8 protein-coding genes are annotated in these 21,925 nt (G+C 47.7%); 5 read left to right on the top strand and 3 right to left on the bottom strand.

Annotation, left to right across the window (positions count from 1 at the left end; translation table 11 throughout):
- Positions 1-125 precede the first annotated feature (125 nt).
- From AC5JR3_RS01800 to AC5JR3_RS01780, 5 genes are all read left to right on the top strand, one after another.
- On the top strand, positions 126-4,964 hold the full coding sequence (locus AC5JR3_RS01800) for a condensation domain-containing protein (RefSeq protein WP_495842442.1): 4,839 nt from the start codon (positions 126-128) through the stop codon (positions 4,962-4,964).
- A gap of 21 nt (positions 4,965-4,985) precedes the next feature.
- A complete protein-coding gene (locus AC5JR3_RS01795; RefSeq protein WP_495842440.1) occupies positions 4,986-9,953 on the top strand; it encodes an amino acid adenylation domain-containing protein in 4,968 nt (1,655 codons plus the stop codon).
- 86 nt (positions 9,954-10,039) lie between these two features.
- Complete coding sequence (locus AC5JR3_RS01790; protein ID WP_495842438.1) at positions 10,040-11,080, top strand: TauD/TfdA family dioxygenase; 1,041 nt, start codon at positions 10,040-10,042, stop codon at positions 11,078-11,080.
- Positions 11,081-11,187: 107 nt separating this feature from the next.
- On the top strand, positions 11,188-17,448 hold the full coding sequence (locus tag AC5JR3_RS01785) for an SDR family oxidoreductase (protein WP_495842436.1): 6,261 nt from the start codon (positions 11,188-11,190) through the stop codon (positions 17,446-17,448).
- A 161-nt stretch (positions 17,449-17,609) separates the two neighbouring features.
- Entirely contained in the window at positions 17,610-19,016 is a 1,407-nt protein-coding gene (locus AC5JR3_RS01780; RefSeq protein ID WP_495842435.1) for an aspartate aminotransferase family protein, read from the top strand.
- A 78-nt stretch (positions 19,017-19,094) separates the two neighbouring features.
- Here the strand turns inward: AC5JR3_RS01780 and AC5JR3_RS01775 are convergent, their stop codons facing one another.
- The 3 genes from AC5JR3_RS01775 to AC5JR3_RS01765 are packed head-to-tail and all read right to left on the bottom strand — an operon-like array spanning position 19,095 to position 21,894.
- Positions 19,095-19,895 (bottom strand): ABC transporter ATP-binding protein, encoded by an 801-nt coding sequence (locus AC5JR3_RS01775; protein WP_495842432.1) that lies wholly within the window; start codon positions 19,893-19,895, stop codon positions 19,095-19,097.
- Between the two features lie 17 nt (positions 19,896-19,912).
- Complete coding sequence (locus AC5JR3_RS01770) at positions 19,913-20,959, bottom strand: FecCD family ABC transporter permease (RefSeq protein WP_495842430.1); 1,047 nt, start codon at positions 20,957-20,959, stop codon at positions 19,913-19,915.
- Positions 20,956-21,894, bottom strand: coding sequence for a FecCD family ABC transporter permease (locus tag AC5JR3_RS01765; RefSeq protein WP_495842477.1), 939 nt, complete (start codon positions 21,892-21,894; stop codon positions 20,956-20,958). Before AC5JR3_RS01765 ends, AC5JR3_RS01770 begins: the two co-directional genes overlap by 4 nt.
- Positions 21,895-21,925: the final 31 nt, after the last annotated feature.

Genomic DNA, 21,925 nt, shown 5'->3' with positions numbered 1-21,925 from the left:
TAGAGGAAATTATCAGCGACTTTTGTAGTAGTATTAAATCAGTGAATTTTGACTTTTACCCTATTTCAATTCCTTTGTTGTCTTAATAGCGAAACAAGAGCAGACACAAAGAATAGGAGAAATTAATGGCAGTTCAAATAATTGAGGGATTTCAACTTTCTCCTCAACAAAAGCGGCTATGGTCGTTGCAACGAGATAGTCTTGCTTATCAGACTCAAGGTGCTATCCTCATCGAAGGCAATCTTAATCCAGAAGTTTTGAAGATAGCTCTGCAAAATGTCATCAATCGGCATGAAATTCTGCGGACAACCTTTCAGCGCAAGCCAGGAATTAAAGCGCCGCTTCAAGTCGTTGCGGATAGCAGTATCCTCTGCTGTCGTGATATCAATCTGAGCGGTTTAGATTCCAAACAACAGGAATTCAAAATTGAGGAAATCCTTCAGGAAGAACGACAGCAAGAGCTAAATTTTGAACAAACCTTATTACGTTTTTACCTGCTGATACTGTCAGCCCAAAAGCATATTTTGCTCATCAGCCTGCCAGCAATTTGTGCGGATGGTAAAACACTCAAAAATCTGGTGGTGGAAATTAGCCAGTCTTATACCGCTTCTCTTCAAGGTGAGGAACTATCGGATGAAGATGAAGTCGTGCAATACGTTCAGTTTTCCGAATGGCAGAATCAATTACTTGAAGATGAGGATGGATTAGCTGGCAAAGAATACTGGAGCAAACAGGATTTTTCTGCCCTAGCAACTTTAGCTCTACCCTTTGAGAACAAACTGAGTAATGTTCCCGCTCAATTTGAATTCAATTCTCTTGAGTGTAAAGTTGAGCCTGATGTCGTTGCCAAAATTGAAGCAATAGCTCAAAAATGTGAAACTTCGGTTTCTACAGTCTTACTAACATGTTGGCAGGTTCTACTGTGGCGGCTGACTGGACAGCAAGATATTATCATCGGTACGGCATTCGATGGTCGTCCCTATGAAGAGCTAGAGCGATCGCTAGGATTATTCGCCAAGCATTTACCCTTAACTTGCCACTTCGAGGCTGAATCTAAATTCAGTGAGTTGCTCGCTCAAGTTAATCAATCGGTTCATGAGGCTTACGAATGGCAAGAGTACTTTACTGAGCTGGAGCATTGTATAGATGTAGCCTTTTTACCTTTTGGCTTCGAGTATGAACAATGGTCATCTCAATCCTTAAAGTCTAATGTCCATTTTTCGCTCTCCAAACACTACATCTGTCTTGAGAGATTTAAGGTAAAACTTTCCTGTGATCGTAACGATGACTCAATCGTAGCTGCATTTAAATATGATAGTAATTATTTTTTAGAAGATGATATTAAACGTCTGGCAGAACGGTTTTCGACCTTACTAGAAAGCATTATCAGTAAGCCAGAAGCGGCGGCGTCTAATTTAAATATTTTAAGCGATCGCGAACGACAGCAGCTATTAATTGAATTCAACCACACGGCTGTTGATTATCCCAAAGAAGCCTGCATTCACAAACTATTTGAAGACCAAGCCGCCAGGACACCGGATAACATTGCTGTTGTCTTTGAAGAGCAGCAACTGACCTACCGCGAACTCAACTCTCGTGCGAACAAACTAGCTCATTACCTACAACAATTGGGAGTGAAGCCGGATGTGTTGGTGGGGCTATTTGTAGAACGTTCCCTCGACCTGATTGTCGGATTGCTCGGCATTCTCAAAGCTGGGGGAGCATACCTTCCCTTAGACCCCGCCTTACCCCCTTCTGGCATTGCTCTGCGGTTGCAAGAGGCTCAATCATTGCTGATTAGTCAAGAGTCATTGGTTAAGAGCAAAGAACTTTTGACGAATGACCAAGAACAAAGAACTATTATTTGCCTGGATACAGACTGGGAGAAGATAGAGCGAGAATGCAGTGGCAATCCAACTAGCGACGTTAAACCAGAGAACTTAGTCTATGCCATTTACACCTCTGGTTCTACTGGTGTCCCTAAAGGCGTTGCTATTGAGCATCAGCAACTTCTCAACTATCTATACAGCATCCAGGAAACCATCAATCTTCCTACTGGTGCTAGTTATGCAACGGTGTCCACCTTTGCCGCTGATTTGGGTAATACAGTTATCTTCCCGGCTCTATGTAGTGGTGGTTGTTTGCATATAGTATGTAGCGATCGCGCTTCTGATCCGCAAGCCCTAGCCGACTACTTCCAGCGCCATCCCATCGACTGCATCAAGATTGTTCCATCTCACCTGAAAGCCCTACTGACTGGTGAAAATCCCCAGCAACTTCTACCTCGCCAGCGACTAGTACTCGGAGGTGAAGCTTGTAGTTGGGACTTAATCAGACAGATTCAGCAGTTAGCACCAGAATGCCAAATTCTCAACCACTACGGGCCAACCGAAGCCACCGTCGGCGTTCTTACCTATGCAATCACTAACAATTTATCCACTACCAAATCCGTTGCCAAATTTGCTTCCACTGTTCCCAATAGTGCAAGGAATACCTCTCCCCCAGCCCCTCTCCTTGCAGGAGAGGGGAGCCGGACTCCCCCCTGCCCTTGCAGGGAAGGGGGGTTGGGGGGGTTAGGTCAAAGCAGCACAGTTCCCATTGGTCGTCCCATTCCCAACACCCAAATCTATCTGCTCGACTCTAATGGGCAACCCGTTCCCATTGGTGTACCAGGAGAACTGCATATTGGCGGTGCAGGGTTAGCACGCGGCTATCTGCATCGACCAGAACTGACTGCCGAGAAATTCATCAATAATCCTTTTATTTCTGGACGGGTTTACAAAACCGGGGACTTAGCCCGCTACTTACCCGACGGAACCCTTGAGTTTCTCGGACGAATTGATCGCCAAGTCAAGATACACGGCTTCCGCATTGAGCTAGGAGAGATTGAAGCCGCCTTGTTGAAACACCCTGGCGTCAGTGAAACCGCCGTCATAGTGCAGGAAGATGAACCAGACAACAAGCGCCTAGTGGCTTATGTAGTACCCAAACACAAATCGGCTCCGACTAGCAGTGAGTTGCGAAGCTTCCTCTTGGAGTGGTTGCCAGAATATATGGTGCCGTCGTTTTTCGTGCAGCTCAAGGCTCTACCGTTGACACCCAATGGCAAAGTCAATCGCCAAATGCTGCCAGCACCAGATGCGTCCCGACCTGAGTTAAAAGAGGCTTATGTACCACCGCGCACTCCTACAGAGGAAAAACTAGCAAACCTCTGGGCGGAAGTCCTGAAGGTCGAGCGAGTAGGCATTCACGACAACTTCTTTGAATTAGGCGGCGATTCCATTATTAGCATTCAAATCGTTGCTAGAGCGCATCAAGTTTGCATAGAAATCGCTCCCAAGCAACTTTTTGAAAACCAGACGATTGCTGAACTCGCCGCCGTGGCTAACCTGAGTCAGGGTGTGATGGCGGAACAAGGGCGGGTAACGGGTTCAGTCCCCCTCACCCCGATTCAGCACTGGTTTTTTGAACAAAATCAGCCTGACTCCCACCACTGGAACCAAGCGGTTTTGCTGCAAGTAAAACAAGCGCTTGACCCAATGCTATTGCAGAAGGCTTTACAGCGATCGCTAGAACACCACGACGCTCTGCGCCTACGGTTTGTTGAGGCTGAATCCGGTTGGCAACAGATTAATGCTGATTTCAACGGGATGGTGCCATTTCAATACCTGGATTTGTCGGTACTGTCGCCAGAGCAGCAAAAAGCAGCCATCGAGGAAGCAGCAACTGAACTCCAAACGAGCCTAAACCTATCAGAAGAACCGCTGATGCGGGTGGCTCTGTTTAATCTGGGTGATTCTCAACGCCTGCTGATTGTCATTCACCACTTAGTCGTTGATGGCGTCTCCTGGCGAATTTTGCTGGAAGACTTCCAAACTGCTTACGAACAGCTAAGTCGAGGTGAAGCAATTGCCCTACCATCCAAAACGACTTCGTTCAAGCATTGGGCGGAAAGACTGAGGGATTACGCGCATTCAGAAGCTGTTCAGCAAGAGCAGGACTATTGGTTGGCTCAAGCTCGAACATCAGTTCCCCGCTTGCCAGTGGACTATGTAGGGGGCGACAACACTCAATACTACTTAGATAAGGCTGACCTAACCCCCCCAGCCCCCCTTCCCTACGAGGGAAGAGGGGAGTCGGACTCCCCTCTTCTTGCAGGAGAGGAGCTGGGGGAGAGGTCTCTCTTGCAGTATTGCGACAACACAGTGGCATCAGAGCGCACGGTATCAGTAGAACTCAGTGTCGAAGAAACTCAAGCTCTACTCCAGGAAGTTCCAGCCACCTATCGCACCCAAATCAACGATGTATTGATGACGGCACTCGCACAATCATTTGCACAGTGGACAGGTGAGCCGTCCCTGCTGGTGGAACTGGAAGGTCACGGACGAGAAGATATTTTCAACGATGTAAACCTATCCCGTACCGTTGGCTGGTTTACCACCCATTTTCCCGTGCTGTTGGATATTGGGGACGCATCCAACCCAGTCGAGGCGCTGAAAGCAGTTAAAGAGCAACTGCGGGGTCTTCCAAATCGAGGCATCGGTTATGGTGTGCTGCGTTATCTCAACGGAAACCGGGAATTGCGGGAGCAAATAGAAGCGTTGCCGCAGCCGGAAGTGAAATTTAACTATTTGGGGCAGTTTGACCAACTTTTATCAGAATCCTCACTATTTGCCCCGGCTGAAGAGTCTTGTGGACAAGAACGCACCTCAAAGGGAAGCCGGAATCGGTTGCTGGTGATTAACGGGTTAATTGTTTCCGGTCAACTCCGACTGGATTGGAATTACAGCGAGAACATTCATCGCCGCAGCACGATTGAGAGTCTGGCTCAGAGTTTTGTGGAAGCGTTGCGCGACCTAATTACTCACTGTCAGTCTCCCGAAGCTGGAGGCTACACGCCCTCAGACTTCCCACAAATGCAGTTTAGCTCGAAAGAGCTGGACGAACTGCTTGCAGAACTCTAGTTAATTCCTGGGTGACTCTAAATGGACAATAGAAAGAATATTGAAGACATTTATCCCCTGTCGCCGATGCAGCAGGGCATACTCTTCCACACCCTCTATGCACCGAACTCAGGAGTATATGTTGCTCAGATTAGTTGCACCTTTAGCAACTCCCTGAATGTCTCAGTGCTTAAACAAGCTTGGCAGTTAGTAATAGAGCGGCATCCAGTCTTGCGTACCTCTTTTCATTGGGAACGTCGCGATCAACCCTTTCAGGTCGTTTATCGGTCTGTAAACTTACCTTGGGAGCAGTATGACTGGCGGGGAGTTTCGGCAACTGAGCAACAAGAGTTGCTGAGGAATTTTCTAAAAGGCGATCGCCAACGGGATTTTGACATCAACAAACCACCGTTAATGCGTTTGACGCTGATTCAACTGGCTGAGGATCAGTACAAATTTATCTGGAGCAAACACCATCTGATTCTAGATGGGTGGTCAACAGCCGTAGTTTTCAAAGACGTTTTTGACGCTTACTCCGCACTGCAACAAGGTCAAAATTTGCCCCTACTCCCCACCACACCTTTCGCAAATTATATTGCTTGGTTGCAGCAGCAAGATTTGTCTCAAGCCGAGGCTTTCTGGCGGCGTGATCTCAAAGGTTTTACTACACCGACTTCCTTCAACGTAGACCGAAATTCTGAAGGCTCTCAGGGGGCGTGTTTTGAAACTTCCCCGTTAAATGCAGATCCCCCCCAGCCCCCCTTATTAAGGGGGGAGAATTTAGTCAACGTAGACCGAAATTCTGGAGGCTCCTATAGGGCATCTTTTGAAACTTCTCCATTAAATACAGATCCCCCCCAGCCCCCCTTAACAAGGGGGGAGAATTCAGTCAAAGTCCCCCTTTTTAAGGGGGATTTAGGGGGATCTCCGGGTTTGACAACACTCCCTAGCGGACAAGAAAACCAAGATGAGCAGCAAATCCAGCTATCTGAAGCCACAACCTCTGCCCTAAAAACTCTGGCACAGCAGCATCAGCTAACTCTAAACACGCTTGTACAAGGAGCCTTCGCTTTACTCTTGAGTCGTTACAGTGGCGAGGAAGACATCCTATTTGGGGCGACTTCTTCTGGTCGTCCGACAGACCTAGCGGGAGTCGAGAATATGGTGGGTATTTTTATTAATACCCTTCCAGTGCGAACAAGCGTTCCTTCTGAGGAGTTTCTTCTACCTTGGCTAAAGAAACTGCAAGCTCAACAAATCGAGGCTCGACAGTATGAGTACAGCCCCTTAGTAGAAGTCCAAGCCTGGAGTGATGTGCCACGGGGGATGCCGTTATTCGAGAGTATTTTGGTTTTTGAAAACTACCCTGTGGACTCTTCCTTAGCGCAGCAAAGTGAAAGCTTGGATATTCGCGAATTTCGCTTTGCGGAATCAATAAACTACCCCCTGACTGTGGTAGTAGGAATTGGTGCAAAGCTGTCATTGGATATTTGGTACGATCGCCGACGCTTTGATGCCGCCACGATTACCCGCATGTTGGGGCATTTCCAAACATTGCTAGAAGGGATGGTGGCTAATCCTGAGCAACGCCTAAAGGACTTGCAGTTATTAACACCAGCCGAGCAGCATCAGCTATTAGTAGAGTGGAATAACACCCAAGCTAACTATTCTCAAGGTCAGTGCATCCATCAGTTGTTTGAAGCTCAGGTAGAACAGACACCCGATGCTATTGCAGTGGTATTTGAAGACGAGTACCTCAGCTATCGGGAGCTGAATCAACGGGCGAACAAAATTGCACACCACTTGCAAAAGTTGGGCGTCAAGCCAGAGGTACTTGTCGGCATCTGTGTAGAGCGCTCTATAGAGATGGTGGTCGGGATTGTTGGAATTCTCAAAGCGGGTGGGGCTTATCTGCCACTAGACCCAGCGTATCCGAAAGAGCGTCTGGCTTTCATACTGAAGGATGCCCAGCTCTCGTTGTTGTTAACCCAAGAGCGGTTGAGGGAATGGCTTCCCGAAAACAAAACTCAGGTCGTTTGCTTGGATGCGGATTGGGATGTAATTGACCGGGAAAGTCCAGAGAATCTTGTCAACAACGCTACGCCTGAGAATCTGGTTTATGGGATCTATACGTCAGGATCGACAGGACAGCCAAAGGGAGTGATGATTCAACATCAGTCTTTAGTGAACTACACCGAGACCGCAAGTATTGAATATGCAATTTCATCTAGCGATCGCATCTTGCAATTTGCATCGATTAGTTTTGATGTCGCAGCCGAAGAGATATTTTCCTGCTTAACGCAAGGTGCGACGTTGGTGCTGCGTACTGATTCCATGTTGAATTCAGTGCCAGCATTCTTACAACAATGCCACGAGCGATCGATAACTGTATTGGATTTGCCGACAGCTTTCTGGCATCAACTCACTGTCGAATTATCTGAGAAACGGTTGCAGCTACCCGCTCCACTGCGCTTGGTAATTATTGGCGGAGAACGAGCACTTCCGGAGCGGCTGGTAATGTGGCAGAAGCATGTGGGCAAAAGAGTGCAACTCGTGAATTCTTACGGTCCGACAGAAGCGACTATCGGGACAACAATCAGCCATCTGTCGAAGATGGCGGAAGTTGATGCCAGATTACGAGAAGTACCGATTGGGTGTGCTATTCCTAATGTTCAAGTTTACGTGCTAGACCCTTACCTGCAACCTACCCCTATTGGAGTACCGGGGGAACTTTACATTGGTGGTATTGGCGTTGCCAGGGGATATCTTAACCGACCTGAACTAACCGCCGAAAAGTTTATTCCCAACCCCTTCCAAAGGAGCAGGCGAGCAGCGGAGCAGGCGAGCAGTGGAGGCAAAGAAGATTCATCCTTAAATCCCCAACGCCTCTACAAAACAGGCGACTTGGCACGTTATCTTCCCAATGGAGAGCTTGAGTATCTAGGGCGAATTGACGATCAGGTGAAGATTCGCGGCTTTCGCATCGAGCTAGGGGAAATTGAAGCAGTCTTGGGTCAATACTCTGGTATCCGGGAAACGGTGGTTTTAGTTCGGGAGGATCGACCCGGTGACAAGCAGTTGGTTGCTTATATTGTCCCCAACTCCCAGCAAGCCCCCACGAGTAGCGAACTGCGAAATTACCTAAAAGGGCAAATGCCGGAGTATATGGTGCCGTCGGCTTTTGTGATGCTGGAGGCGCTTCCGTTGACGCCTAACGGTAAAGTAGACCGTCGATCGCTACCCGCACCCGACACACTCAGACCGGAATTGGACGAAGCTTTTGTTGCACCTCGCACGCCTGTAGAGGAGTTATTGGCTGGAATCTGGTCTCAAGTCCTGAATCTTGAGCAGGTTGGCATCCACGACAACTTTTTCCATTTAGGCGGACACTCGTTACTGGCTACTCAAGTGATGTCCCGCTTGTACAAAACCTTCCAGATAGAGCTACCCCTGCGCTGTTTGTTTGAGTCACCCACTATTGCTGGGTTAGCAGAGCAGATTGAAACCGCGACAAAGGCTGGGTCAGGACTAGCCGTTCCGCCTCTTGAGCCAGCTTCACGGGACAAAAACTTACCCCTATCCTTCGCCCAGCAACGGCTGTGGCTGCTCAACCAATTGCAGCCTAACAGCTCTTTATATAACGTTCACGCCGCTGTCAGCCTAACAGGTCTACTCAACGTCACCGCACTGGAACAAAGTTTCAATGAGATTGTTAGGCGTCATGAAGTGTTGCGAACTCGGTTGATCGCCGTCGATGGACAACCGTTTCAGGTCGTTGAACCCGCCTTAAGCTTGACCTTACCCGTCATCGATTTGCGATCGCGAAGCGTGTCCGGAGGATATTCGCTCCCTCCGACAGAACGGGAAGCTGAAGTTCAAAATTTGGCTCAAGCAGAAGCGAATCGACCTTTCGATCTAGCCAAAGGTTCGTTGCTACGATTAGTGTTGCTGCAACTGGACGAAAATGAGTACGTGTTACTGCTAACCATGCACCATATCGTCTCTGATGCCTGGTCTGTAGGAGTACTCATCCGAGAGTTAGGAGAATTCTATCAAGCGTTCTCTGCTAAGCAATCTCTGCCACTAACTGAACTACCTATCCAATATGCGGACTTTGCTGTCTGGCAGAAACAGTGGTTGCAGGGGGAGAGGCTAAAAACCCAGCTAACCTACTGGAAACAGCAACTAGAGGGCGCTCCTCCCTTACTAAAATTACCGACAGATCGACCGCGCCCGACAGTTAGAACATTTCAGGGTGCAACGCGATCGCTTATCTTACCAAAGCCCTTAACCGAGGACATCAAAACCCTCAGCGATCGCGAAGGGGTAACGTTGTTCATGACTCTGTTAGCCGCATTCAAGACGTTGCTGTACTGCTGGAGTGGACAAGACGACATCCTAGTAGGCTCCCCCATTGCCAACCGCACTCGCTCAGAACTTGAGGGATTAATCGGATTTTTTGCCAACACTCTAGTTCTGCGTACTGATTTGTCTAATGATCCGAGCTTCCGGGAATTACTAGGTCGAGTGCGCGATCGCACTTTGGAAGCGTACACTCACCAAGACTTACCCTTTGAGAAACTAGTAGAAGAATTACAGCCTGAACGGAATCCGAGCTACAACTCACTATTCCAAGTATGGTTTGTCCTCCAAAATACTCCCACGCCATCCTTAGATCTCCCAGATTTAAAGATCGCGGCATTAAATATCGATAGCAACAGAGCAAAGCACGATTTGAGGCTTGAGCTAGAGGAAAGCGCAGCAGGTCTTAAGGCTTCATTTGGCTACAGAGTAGACTTATTTAACCCAGAAACCATCGCTCGAATCGCAGAACATTTTGAAATACTTCTGAGACAGATTACTACACAGCCCGATACCAAGATAAGTACTCTCGCAGAAGTCATTGCTAACGCCGATAAACAACAACAGCTCGTACAAGAAAAAGAGCTTGAAAAGGCTAGTCGGCAGAAGTTCAAAATGACTAAGCGGAAGTCTATCAGTAACGTCTAAGTTCATCAAAAATTACGCAGCGCTCCGCTAACATGCCTACAAAAAGACTCTGCGTAACTCCTGTTCATTTCAATCATCTAACTACCATGAAAGATACAAAAACTAGCAATCCTAGTATCAAAAAACTGGGAAATTTTAAGCGACAAGCCGTCAAAGTTTCTCAAGAAGAATTAGTAAAAACAGAATATCTAGACCATAGAAAACTATTGCCTGTAGTAGTTCAACCTTCAGTAAAAGATCTAAATCTTGCTACTTGGGCTGCTAATAATCGACAATTTATCGAAAACAATTTACTCAAGCATGGTGGTATTCTGTTTCGGGATTTTCCGATACATGGGGTTGCTGATTTCGAGAATTTCATTAAGGCTGTTTCTGGAGAATTACTGGAATATTCTTATCGCTCAACACCACGCAGCCATGTTAGTGGCAACATCTATACTTCAACAGAATATCCGGCGGAACAATCAATCCCCCTACATAACGAAATGGCTTACTCCCGCCAGTGGCCAATGAAAATTGGCTTTCATTGCGTGCAACCTGCCGAACAAGGAGGAGAAACCCCAATTGCTGATAGTCGAAAAGTTTTTCAAGGCATCGATCCCATCATCCGAGAAAAATTCATTCAAAAACAGGTGATGTATGTGCGAAATTACGGAAATGGATTAGATTTGCCTTGGCAAAATGTTTTCCAGACTACCGAAAAGCTGCAAGTAGAAGAGTATTGCCACAACCAAAATATTGAATTTGACTGGTACGGACAAGACGGCTTAAAAACTCACCAAGTCTGTCAGGCTGTTGCCAAACATCCTCAAACAGGCGAGATGGTTTGGTTCAATCAAGCTCACCTATTTCATGTATCGAACCTTAACCCAAGCGTGCGAGAAGGTTTGTTAGCGGGATTCAAAGAGGAAGAATTACCACGTAATGCTTATTATGGTGACGGTTCGCCAATTGAAACCTCAGTATTAGACGAAATCCGTAAAATTTATCAACAGGAAGCCATTACTTTTTCCTGGCAAGCAGGAGATATATTGTTCCTAGATAATATGTTGGCTTGTCATGGGCGGAATCCATTTGCAGGTTCCCGAAAAGTTTTAGCAGGTATGGCAGAACCATTTAGCCAGTAGCCAACAATTTACTAGTGATAATTAATACTTTCGACTGTTTCCTGTAGCAAATTAAATGTGAAACAGATTGGCAACGATTAGATCCAAATATTAGAAGAGGTATCAAAATGCAAAACGAAGTTATTGAGGGATATCGACTCTCCCCTCAACAAAAGCGTCTGTGGTCATTACAACAATTTGATTCATCACAGCCTTATCGAACTCAGGGCGCTATTCTCATTGAGGGAAATCTTGATATAAAACGATTAGAGATAGCCTTACAGAACGTTGTCAATCGACATGAGATTCTCCGTACAACCTTCCGCTGCTTGCCAGGAATGACCATTCCCCTTCAGGTGATCAGTGACAGCAGTACCTTGCTAATTCATGATCATGACTTAAGGAATTTAGATACTCAAGAACAAGCAGTTAAAAGTGAAGCACTCTTTAATGAAGTACTTAGACTACCTTTGGCTCTTGAAGATGGGATATCTTTGGATGTATCGCTAGTTATTTTATCGCCTCAAAAGCATTATTTAATTATTAGCTTACCTGCTCTTTGTGCCGATACAGTCACTTTTTTGAATTTGGTCAATGAAGTTATCAATTCCTATGCTGTCAATCCTGGGGATGAGGGATTATCAGATGAACCTACGCAGTATGTTGATATTGCTGAATGGCAGAATGAAATCTTAGAATCAGAAGACACCAAATCAGGAGTAGAGTTTTGGCAAAGACAGAACCTTGATGCTACCTTTGGTTTAAGGCTACCTTTTGAAAACAAATGTGATGAAGTAGCATTTCAGCCTGAGTCTCTCAGTTTTAGAGTTAATCAAGATTTAGTATCAAAACTAGAAGGACTGACTAAGAAATACAATAGTTCAGTCTCTATATTCTTATTGGCTTGCTGGCAGATCTTGCTGTGGCGTCTTACCCAGCAGAAAAAGATTATTGTAGGCAAGGCTTTTAATGGAAGAAAATATGAGGAGTTAGAGCAGGCGATCGGTTTGATTGCTAAATATTTACCGCTAACTGCTCATTTAGATAGAAGATTAAAGTTCAGTGAAATTCTTAAGCAAGCTGATGAATCAGTTGGTGAGTGTTACAAGTGGCAAGAGTACTTTGATTGGGGTAAAGTCCTCAATTTAACTGAGAATAACCAAGAGCCAGCATTCTTACCATTTAGTTTTGAGTTTTTAGAACAGCCTGACATTTATAGCAATAATGAACTATCATTTTCAATTTATAAGCAGTATGTGTGTTTTGACCGATTCAAGGTTAAACTTTCTTGTCTTCGCCAAAACGATTCTCTAACCGCAGAATTTCACTACGATTCGGCTTTATTTGATGTAGAAGTTATTGAGCGATTGGCAAGTCAGTTTCAGACGTTGCTAGAAAGTGCGCTCAACCATCCCGAAGTGGAAATTGGGAAACTAGAAATTCTCAAGCCTAGCGATCGCCAACAACTATTAGTCGAATTCAACCAGACGCACACCGATTATCCGCTAGATCGGTGCATTCACCAACTGTTCGAGGAACAAGCAGAACGCACACCAGACCACATTGCTGTTGTCTTTGAAGACCAGCAGCTAACCTATGCTGAACTCAACAGGCGCTCGAATCAAGTGGCTCATCACCTCCAGCGACTGGGAGTTAAACCAGATGTAGTGGGACTGCTCCTAGAGCGATCGCTTGACTTAATTGTCGGACTCCTCGGTATCCTCAAAGCTGGCGGAGCCTACGTTCCCCTAGATCCTGCCATACCCCAGGAGAGTCTAGCGTTCAGGTTACAGGATGCCGGAGTATCGGTGCTGTTGACTCAACAACAGTTAGCCGAAAAGCTTCGCGATCGCACAGAACAGGTGGTATGTTTAGACACCGATTGGGAGGTTATTGCTCAACAGAGCCAGGAAAATCCCAGCAGCGATGTTAAAGCAGAGAATTTAGTCTACGTTCTGTTCACCTCTGGCTCTACAGGAAAACCCAAAGGCGTCGCTGTCGAGCATCGGCAATTGCTGAATTATGTAAATGCGATCGCACAACAACTAAACCTTTCCACCTGTAACAGTTTTGCGATCGTTTCCACCTTTGCCGCCGACTTAGGCAACACAACTATTTTCCCTGCTCTATGTAGTGGCGCATGTCTCCATGTAGTGTCCTCGGAGCGTGCATCCAACCCAGAAGCACTAGCCGACTATTTTCAACACCATGCGATCGATTGTCTCAAGATCGTGCCGTCTCACCTGACGGCTTTACTAACATCATCTCGCCCCGAACGAATCTTGCCTCGACAACGACTAATTCTTGGTGGTGAGGCTTGTAGTTGGGCGCTGATTGAGCAAATTCGACAATTAACCCCACAGTGTCTGATTTTCAACCACTACGGGCCAACCGAAGCCACCGTAGGCGTATTAACTTATGCAATAACTAACCATCCATCCGCTACATCCGCTACAAAATCCGTTGCCAAATTCGCTTCCACTGTTCCCAATACTGTTCGGTTAACCTCTCCCCCAGCCCCTCTCCTGCAAGGAGAGGGGAGGAAAGCTCCCCCCTTCCCTTGCAGGGAAGGGGGGTTGGGGGGGTTAGGTCAAAGCAGCACCGTTCCGATTGGTCGCCCCATTGCCAACACCCAAATCTATCTGCTGGACGCTGATCTGCAACCCGTACCCATAGGCGTGTCTGGAGAGCTATACATTGGCGGTGCTGGAGTTGCTAGGGGCTATCTAAATCGACCTGAACTAACTGCCGAAAAATTCATTACTAATCCTTTTCTTCCTGGAGAGCGGCTTTACAAAACCGGAGACTTAGCCCGCTACTTACCGGACGGAAACATCGAGTTTCTGGGGCGAATTGACCACCAAGTCAAAATTCACGGCTTCCGCATCGAGCTAGGTGAGATTGAAGCCGCCCTAAGACAACACCCTGCTGTTCGAGAAACGGTTGTGGTTGTTCGGGAGGAGCAATCAGGCAATAAACGTTTGGTAGCTTATGTTGTGCCTGAAAAACAATTTACCCCCACAACGAGCGACCTGCGCGACTTCCTACAGGAGAAGCTGCCTGAATACATGGTTCCGTCAGCGTTCGTGCGGCTCAAAACTTTACCCCTAACGCCCAACGGGAAAGTAGACCGCCAAGCCTTGCCAGCACCAGACACGAGCAGGTCTAATTTAGAAGAAACCTTTGTCGCACCTCGCTCGACTGCGGAGAAACTATTAGCGGAGATTTGGACTCAGATTCTCAGACTTGAAAACGTCGGAATCTACGATAACTTCTTTGAGTTAGGCGGGGATTCTATCCTCAGTATGCAGATTATCGCCAAAGCTAACCAGGCTGGTCTGCAACTGACCCCCAAGCAACTGTTTGAACATCAAACCATTGCCGAACTCGCCGCCGTGGCTGGTACGAATCGAACCATCCAAGCTGAACAGGGCATAGTGACGGGTTCAGTGCCGCTTACTCCCATTCAACACTGGTTCTTTGAGCAAAATCTTCCCGATTCCCACCACTGGAACCAGGCTATTTTACTGGAAGTACGGCAAGCGATCGCTCCAGCATTATTAGAGCAGGCGGTACAGAAATTACTCGAACACCACGATGCTCTGCGCCTGTGCTTTGTTCGCCAGGAAGGAAACTGGCAGCAAGTTAATGCTACGGCGTGTTTCCAAAATTCAGATCCCCCCCAGCCCCCCTTAGTAAGGGGGGAGAATTCAGTCAAAGTCCCCAGTGATATCAAAGGCGAAGCATCTTCTGGCTTCCCCCTTTTGAAGGGGGACGGGAGGGGGATCTCCGAGGGAGATTTAGGGGGATCTCCGGGTTTGGAGATACTTCCTAGTCCTGACGCAATCGTGCCGTTTACCCACATCGATTTGTCAACGGTATCAGAGACAGAGCAAGAGTCGGCTATCTCCGACGCGGCTACCAAACTCCAAACTAGCCTGAATCTCTCCTCTGGTTCGCTGGTGCGAGTGGCTTGGTTTGACCTGGGTGCATCTAAGCCTAGCCGCTTGCTGATTATCATCCACCACCTAGCCGTTGATGGCGTTTCCTGGCGGATTTTGTTAGAAGACCTTCAAACCATCTATCAGCAACTCAGCCAAGGCGAGACAATTCAACTACCACCCAAAACCACCTCGTTTAAGCATTGGGCGGAGCGATTGCAAGAGTACGCACAGTCAGCAGCACTTCAGCAAGAGTTGGACTACTGGCTAGCTAAGTATCGTCAGCAGATTGTCCGCCTACCAGTGGACTTTCCTGGAGGTAGCAATACTGTAGCTGAAGCTGCCACGGTATCAGTCGCCCTCAGTCGGGAAGAAACCCAAGCGCTGCTACAAGTAGTACCAGCAGCGTATCAAACCCAAATCAACGAGGTGTTGCTTGCTGCACTGATACAAGCGTTTGTAGAGACGTTCCGGTGGAACGTCTCTACGAGTGAACGTTCGTTACTGATTGACCTAGAAGGTCACGGACGGGAAGCAATTTTTGACGATGTAGATTTGTCGAGAACGGTTGGCTGGTTTACCACCATCTTCCCCGTGTTACTGAATATTGAGGAAGCTTCTAGTCTGGGAGATGCTTTAAAGGTAGTTAAAGAGCAGTTGCAATGTATCCCTAATCGAGGCATTGGCTATGGGGTGCTGCGCTATCTCTCAAAATCCTTGCAACCGCATCCAAAGGCTGAAATCCGGTTTAACTATCTAGGTCAGACTGACCAGGTATTCCAGGAATCATCTTTGTTTAAACCAGCTCAAGAATCCTGCGGAGTGAGGCGCAGCCTGCGGGGAAACCGCAGCTATCTGCTAGATATCAATGGAATTGTTGCAGACGGGCAACTGCAACTAGATTGGACGTACAGCAAGGCAGTTCATCGTCAAGCCACGATTGAACGGTTAGCTGAGAGTTTTATAAAAGCATTGCGGGAACTGATTAACTGCTGTGAGTCGTTAAATTCAGATCCCCCCCAGCCCCCCTTAACAAGGGGGGAGAATTCAGTCGAAGTCCCTTGTGATATCAAAGGCGAAGCATCTTCTGGCTTCCCCCTTTTGAAGGGGGACGGGAGGGGGATCTCCGAGGGGGATTTAGGGGGATCTCCGGGTTTGAAAGTACTCCCTAAGTACGCTCCTTCTAACGTGCCAGAAGCGTCTACCCCAACTAAGCAAAGCACTCTCGCGACTTTAAACGCTGAAGCTGTACTCGACCCCAGCATCCGCCTTAATACTTCATATGAGCCGACAACTGACCTGGCTCATATCCTCTTGACTGGAGCAACAGGCTTTGTGGGAGCGTTTTTACTCTCCGAACTCCTCCAACAAACTACGGCTGATATTTATTGCTTAGTCCGTTCTCCTAATGCTGAGTTAGGGAAAAAGAGACTCCAAAGTCATCTCGAATCCTATTTGCTCTGGGATGAATCGCTCAGCCACCGTATTATCCCCGTTGTAGGGGATTTATCTGAGCCGCTTCTGGGTCTTTCTGAAAAGCAATTTCAAGTGATGGCGGGCAAACTTGATGCCATCTATCACAACGCAGCATCAATTAATCTCGTTCATCCCTACTCTAAGCTCAAGGCGGCGAATGTCCTGGGAACTCAAGAAGTGCTGAGGTTAGCTAGTTACGTCAAAGTAAAGCCCGTGCATTACATTTCGACTCTTAGCGTTTTAACTTCAGCGAGTCTGGCTGAAGTTAAGGAGGTTCAAGCACTTCACCGCTTTAACCATAGCCAAGTGCCATCGGGTGGTTATGGTCAGACTAAATGGGTTGCCGAGCAGTTAATCGCCACTGCAAGCGATCGCGGATTGCCTGTATCTATTTATAGACTAGGGCGCGTATCAGGACACAGCCAAACGGGTGTATGCAACACCAATGACCGCTTGTACAGAATGCTCAAAGGCTTTATACAGCTGGGGTTTGCACCAGATGTAGACACGATAGTAGATATGACTCCTGTGGATTATATAAGTAAAGCGATCGCTCATTTATCCCAGCAAGAACAATCCCTCGGCAAGATATTTCACCTAGCCAATCCTCACCCCATCCGCTCCTTCGAGCTGTTTAACTGGATTGGCGAGTTTGGTTATCCTGTCGAGTTGATGTCTTACAACCAGTGGCAAGTCGAGTTCCTGGATGCTGCCGAGCGTTTCTCAGATAATCCCCTGTACCCACTCATACCATTTTTTGCGGGTATGGGAAGCGATCGCACCAGCGATCCAGACTCCTTAGAAGCCACCGCAAACTCAGCCGCCTTAAAGTTTAATTGCCACCATACAACCACAGGACTGACAAATACCTCAATCACCTGTCCGCCAGCCAATGCTAAGTTGCTCCAGACATACTTCTCCTACCTCATTCAAAGCGGCTTTCTGCATACCCCACACCTACAACCCTCCTAAATGCTCCCTAAAAACCTCTCCTTCTCTCCTCTGCGCCCTCTGTGTCTCTGTGGTTCGTTAAAAACCCAATCTCACAAATAATTCAAGATTGCTACAAGCAATTTATTGAGTTACTTGAAAAAAGTTAATACCTCACCATTTCTTCGTAAAAAACCTCAAAAATGACAACAACAAACAGCACAACTTCACGCCAACAAAACTATCTGCATGAACTAGTTGAACGCTACAACAAGCGAACCAAAACATCTAAACAACTCACACAAACTTATCGCTCAGTTCTCGCTGACCCTAGAGCCTCAGACGGTTTCAGCCTTCCCTTCAAAGAAATGTTCTATCCCATCGTTGCCCAGCGCTCCCTAGGTTCCAGGATCTGGGATGTGGATGGAAATGAATACATAGATATCATGATGGGCTTAGGAGTCAATCTCTTTGGTCATAACCCACCCTTCATCAAAGAAGCCCTGCAAGAGCAACTTGAGAAAGGCATACAAATCGGCCCTCAATCAGAATTTGCGGGTGAAGTAGCTGAGTTGATTTGCGAACTCACAGGGGTAGAACGGGTTGCTTTTAGTAATACAGGTACAGAAGCCGTGATGACAGCGATACGCTTAGCACGATCAGCAACAAATCGCAATAAGATCGCGTTATTTTCCGGCTCTTATCACGGTCATTTTGATGGAACATTAGTTAAAGCAAAAACAATAGATGGAAATCTCCAAATAGTCCCCATTGCTCCAGGAATACCCCCATCTGTTGTAGAAGATGTTTTGGTTTTAGAGTATGGAAACCCTCAGTCACTGGATGCGATCGCCGCCCATCAGCACGAATTAGCTGCTGTTTTAGTTGTACCTGTCCAAACAACACGACCTGACTTACAGCCCAAAACCTTTCTCCACCAACTGAGACAACTAACTCAAGACTCAGGAATCGCATTAATCTTTGATGAAATGGTAACAGGCTTCCGCATTCATCCCGGTGGCGCACAGGCATGGTTTGGCGTTGAAGCCGACTTAGCTACTTATGGAAAGATTGTCGGTGGTGGTATGCCGATCGGAATTATTGCGGGAAAGGCTGCCTATATGGATGGCATTGACGGCGGTATGTGGAATTATGGCGATGCCTCCTACCCTCAAGCAAAAACAACATTTTTTGCAGGCACATTTTGTAAGCATCCACTCACAATGGCGGCTGCAAGGGCTGTTCTTAATCATCTAAAAAACCAAGGCTCTACTCTTCAAGAGCAGTTAAATCAACGCACATCAAAGTTTATCGAAGCCCTAAATAATTGCTTTGCAGAAAATGGATTGCCCATCCGCATGGCGAATTTTGGTTCACTCTTTGGTCTTGCTTCCTCCGGAAGTTCTGCACCCTCGGAAAATTCCTCATCTTCGCAGAGTGTGGAGTTATTACGCTATCACCTACTCGAAAGGGGAGTTTACCTACTTCGAGCGGGGGGTTACCTATCTACAGCGCATACCGATGCCGATCTTGACTACATCATCCAAGCGATTAAGGATAGTGCAGAACAACTAAGAAATGCAGGCTTTTTACCTCCTATCGCCAAATAAAAAACTGAATAGTAATAATTCTCCGCTTGATGAAAGGAACTGGTAGAAGACTTCCAGCGTGTTGCACGAGGAAGGGTTTCAACGGTTCCTTACCTTCATCTGCCGACCGATGGGCACACACATCGGCGTTCCCATGACGGGATCTGGCACAATCCGACAATCTAGCTCAAATACTTCTCGTACCATTGCTTCCGTCATCACCTGCTCTGGTACTCCTTGAGCAATAATTTGACCCTGTCGCATTGCCACTAGATTATCCGCATAGCGACAAGCTTGGTTCAAGTCATGCAGCACCATAACAATCGTTCGCCCTTCACTGCGATTCAACTCAAACAGCAAATCCAATACCTCGACTTGATGCGCCAAATCCAAAAACGTTGTCGGTTCATCAAGCAAGAGAATGGGCGTATCCTGAGCGAGAGCCATCGCAATCCAAGCTCGCTGTCGCTGTCCGCCTGAGAGAGTGTCCAGCGATCGCTCTGCCAACTGCATCATCCCTGTAGTCACGAGTGCTTGCTCTACAAGAGTTTCATCCTCTTTCGACCACTGCTGCAACCAGTTCTGATAGGGATAACGACCCTGAGCCACCAAGTCTCGAACAGTCAGACCTTCCGGAGCTACTGGCCCTTGGGGAAGAATCCCCAGCCGCTTTGCCACAGCTTTTGTCGATAGCTTGAAAATATCAGTCCCATCGAGATAAACCGCGCCAGCACGAGGCTTTAGTAACCTTGCAAAGCCTCGCAACAGAGTTGATTTGCCGCAGCCGTTTGGCCCAACCAAAGTGGTAATCTTCTCAGTAGGAATTGCGAGATCAAGGCTCTTGATGATTGATACCCCATCATAAGCCAGAGTCAGGCTGCGGGTTGAGAGTCGGTTCATGGCGTGCATTGGTAGGTTTATCCCTTGCGGTTGCGGATTAGTAGGTAGAGAAAATAGGGCGCACCAACTGCTGCGGTAATCACGCCGCAGGGAATCTCGATGGGGGCAAAAAGTATCCGCCCCAACCAGTCTGCCAGCACCACTATCAGTCCGCCCATCAGTGCCGATGCCAGCATCAACCCTTCATGATTTGGGCCTACTAACTGACGCCCCAAGTGGGGTGCCATCAAGCCGACAAGGCTAATCGCGCCTGCCGTGGCAACTGCTGCACCTGCCATTGCCGCACTGGTCAACAATAGCAAACTCCTTTGCCACTCAACCCGCATTCCCAACCCTCTGGCGATGTCTTCTCCCAGAGAGAGCGCGTTTAGTTGTCTTGCCCACACTAACGACAGAGGCACAAACACAGCCAGCCAAGGGAGCAATGAACCGAGGTGTTCCCAACTGCGTCCGTAGACACTTCCTGCTAGCCACACCAATGCCTGAGTAACACTCTCGATTTCACCAAAGGTAATTAGTAAAGTTGTTAATGCGTAGATGACAGCGGCAATGCCAACACCCACCAAAATCAGACGGATTGGGGAACTGCCCTGATCCCACGCCAATAGGTAGATGAAAATAGCGACAGCCAAAGCCCCGCCGAAGGCAGCCCAAGGCAAGACAAACAGGGGAACATTGGGAAACAGAACAATCAAGGTGACAGCAGCCAAACTCGCACCCGCATTCACGCCAATTATCCCCGGTTCTGCTAGAGGATTGCGCGTTAAACCTTGGAGGATGGTGCCGGAGATACCTAATGCTACGCCAACACCGCAGGCAACTAGCGTTCGGGGTAAGCGTAGTGTGTTGATAATAAAGGGGTAGTCTGGGTTAGCTGTCGGCAATCCCAGAATCGTTTTCACAACCTCCAAGGGTGGGATAGGATATTCACCTTGTCCTACACTCAATACCATTGCTGCAAGAATGACCGCACCAATTATCAGCAGCGTCGATGGAACGTGTCGCTCTAGGCGGAAAGACAGAGGTAACTGCCAGGGACGAATAACCAGCCAGCTTTTTCTCATCGTTTGATTTTCCAGCGAGCAAGATAGATGAAGAACGGCGCACCTGCAATAGCCGTCATTACTCCTACAGGTAGTTCCTGGGGTTGGAGGAGCAACCGCGCCCCAATATCTGAGATGAGCAGTAGTATTGCCCCGAAAACAGCAGAATAGGGCAAAATCCAACGGTAATCCACGCCGACGAGAAAACGGACGATGTGGGGGATGATCAGACCAACGAACCCGATTGGCCCCGCGATCGCCACCGCACTCCCTGCTAGCAAAACGATACTCACAGCGGCAAGCACTTTTACCCACACAGTTTGTTGACCCAAGCTACGGGCGACATCTTCGCCTAGAGAAATGGTGGTAATTTGCCTGCCTAACGCAAAGGCGATCGCGAGTCCGATAATGCTGTAAGGCAATAGTTGCAAGAATAAGGTGAAATCCCTATCCGCTACCGAACCAGCCAGCCAGAAGCGAATTTCATCCAATGTCCTCTGACTGACGATGAGAATGCTAGTCATAAGAGAATAGAACAGAGCCTCGAGAGCGGCACCAACTAGCGTGAGGTTGAGTGGAGTAAGTCCTCCACGACCGAGAGAGGCGAGAAAATAAACGCTAACGGCAGTAGCGGCTGCACCGAGGAAGGCACATCCAGCATAAATAATGGGGGATGAAGTGCCGAAGAGGAAAACAGCGATCGCAACAGCCAAGGCAGCACCCGAATTGATTCCCAAAATTTCGGGATCGGCTAACGGGTTGCGAGTTAAGCCTTGCATCAGCGCACCAGCGACAGCTAGGGCAGCACCGACTAAAGCAGCAATTAGCGATCGCGGCAACCGTATAGTTTGAACGATCAGGTGCTCGGTAGAGCCGTCAAATTCTGTTAACGCTGCATAGATGGTGCTAAGGGGAATTTTAGCTGCGCCTAAAGTCATGCTTGCCACTAGGAGCATTAGTACAATTAACAAACTCAGTGACAAACCG

The organism is Kastovskya adunca (genome assembly GCF_059505785.1).
Note: the sequence above shows the minus strand (reverse complement) of the source record. Positions and strands in the feature narration are given on the sequence as shown.

Bases quoted from the DNA above. Each gene is read 5' to 3' on its own strand.
- AC5JR3_RS01800 (WP_495842442.1), top strand. From the start codon at position 126: ATGGCAGTTCAAATAATTGAGGGATTTCAACTTTCTCCTCAACAAAAG.
- AC5JR3_RS01795 (WP_495842440.1), top strand. From the start codon at position 4,986: ATGGACAATAGAAAGAATATTGAAGACATTTATCCCCTGTCGCCGATG.
- AC5JR3_RS01790 (WP_495842438.1), top strand. From the start codon at position 10,040: ATGAAAGATACAAAAACTAGCAATCCTAGTATCAAAAAACTGGGAAAT.
- AC5JR3_RS01785 (WP_495842436.1), top strand. From the start codon at position 11,188: ATGCAAAACGAAGTTATTGAGGGATATCGACTCTCCCCTCAACAAAAG.
- AC5JR3_RS01780 (WP_495842435.1), top strand. From the start codon at position 17,610: ATGACAACAACAAACAGCACAACTTCACGCCAACAAAACTATCTGCAT.
- AC5JR3_RS01775 (WP_495842432.1), bottom strand. From the start codon at position 19,895: ATGAACCGACTCTCAACCCGCAGCCTGACTCTGGCTTATGATGGGGTA.
- AC5JR3_RS01770 (WP_495842430.1), bottom strand. From the start codon at position 20,959: ATGAGAAAAAGCTGGCTGGTTATTCGTCCCTGGCAGTTACCTCTGTCT.
- AC5JR3_RS01765 (WP_495842477.1), bottom strand. From the start codon at position 21,894: ATGCTCCTAGTGGCAAGCATGACTTTAGGCGCAGCTAAAATTCCCCTT.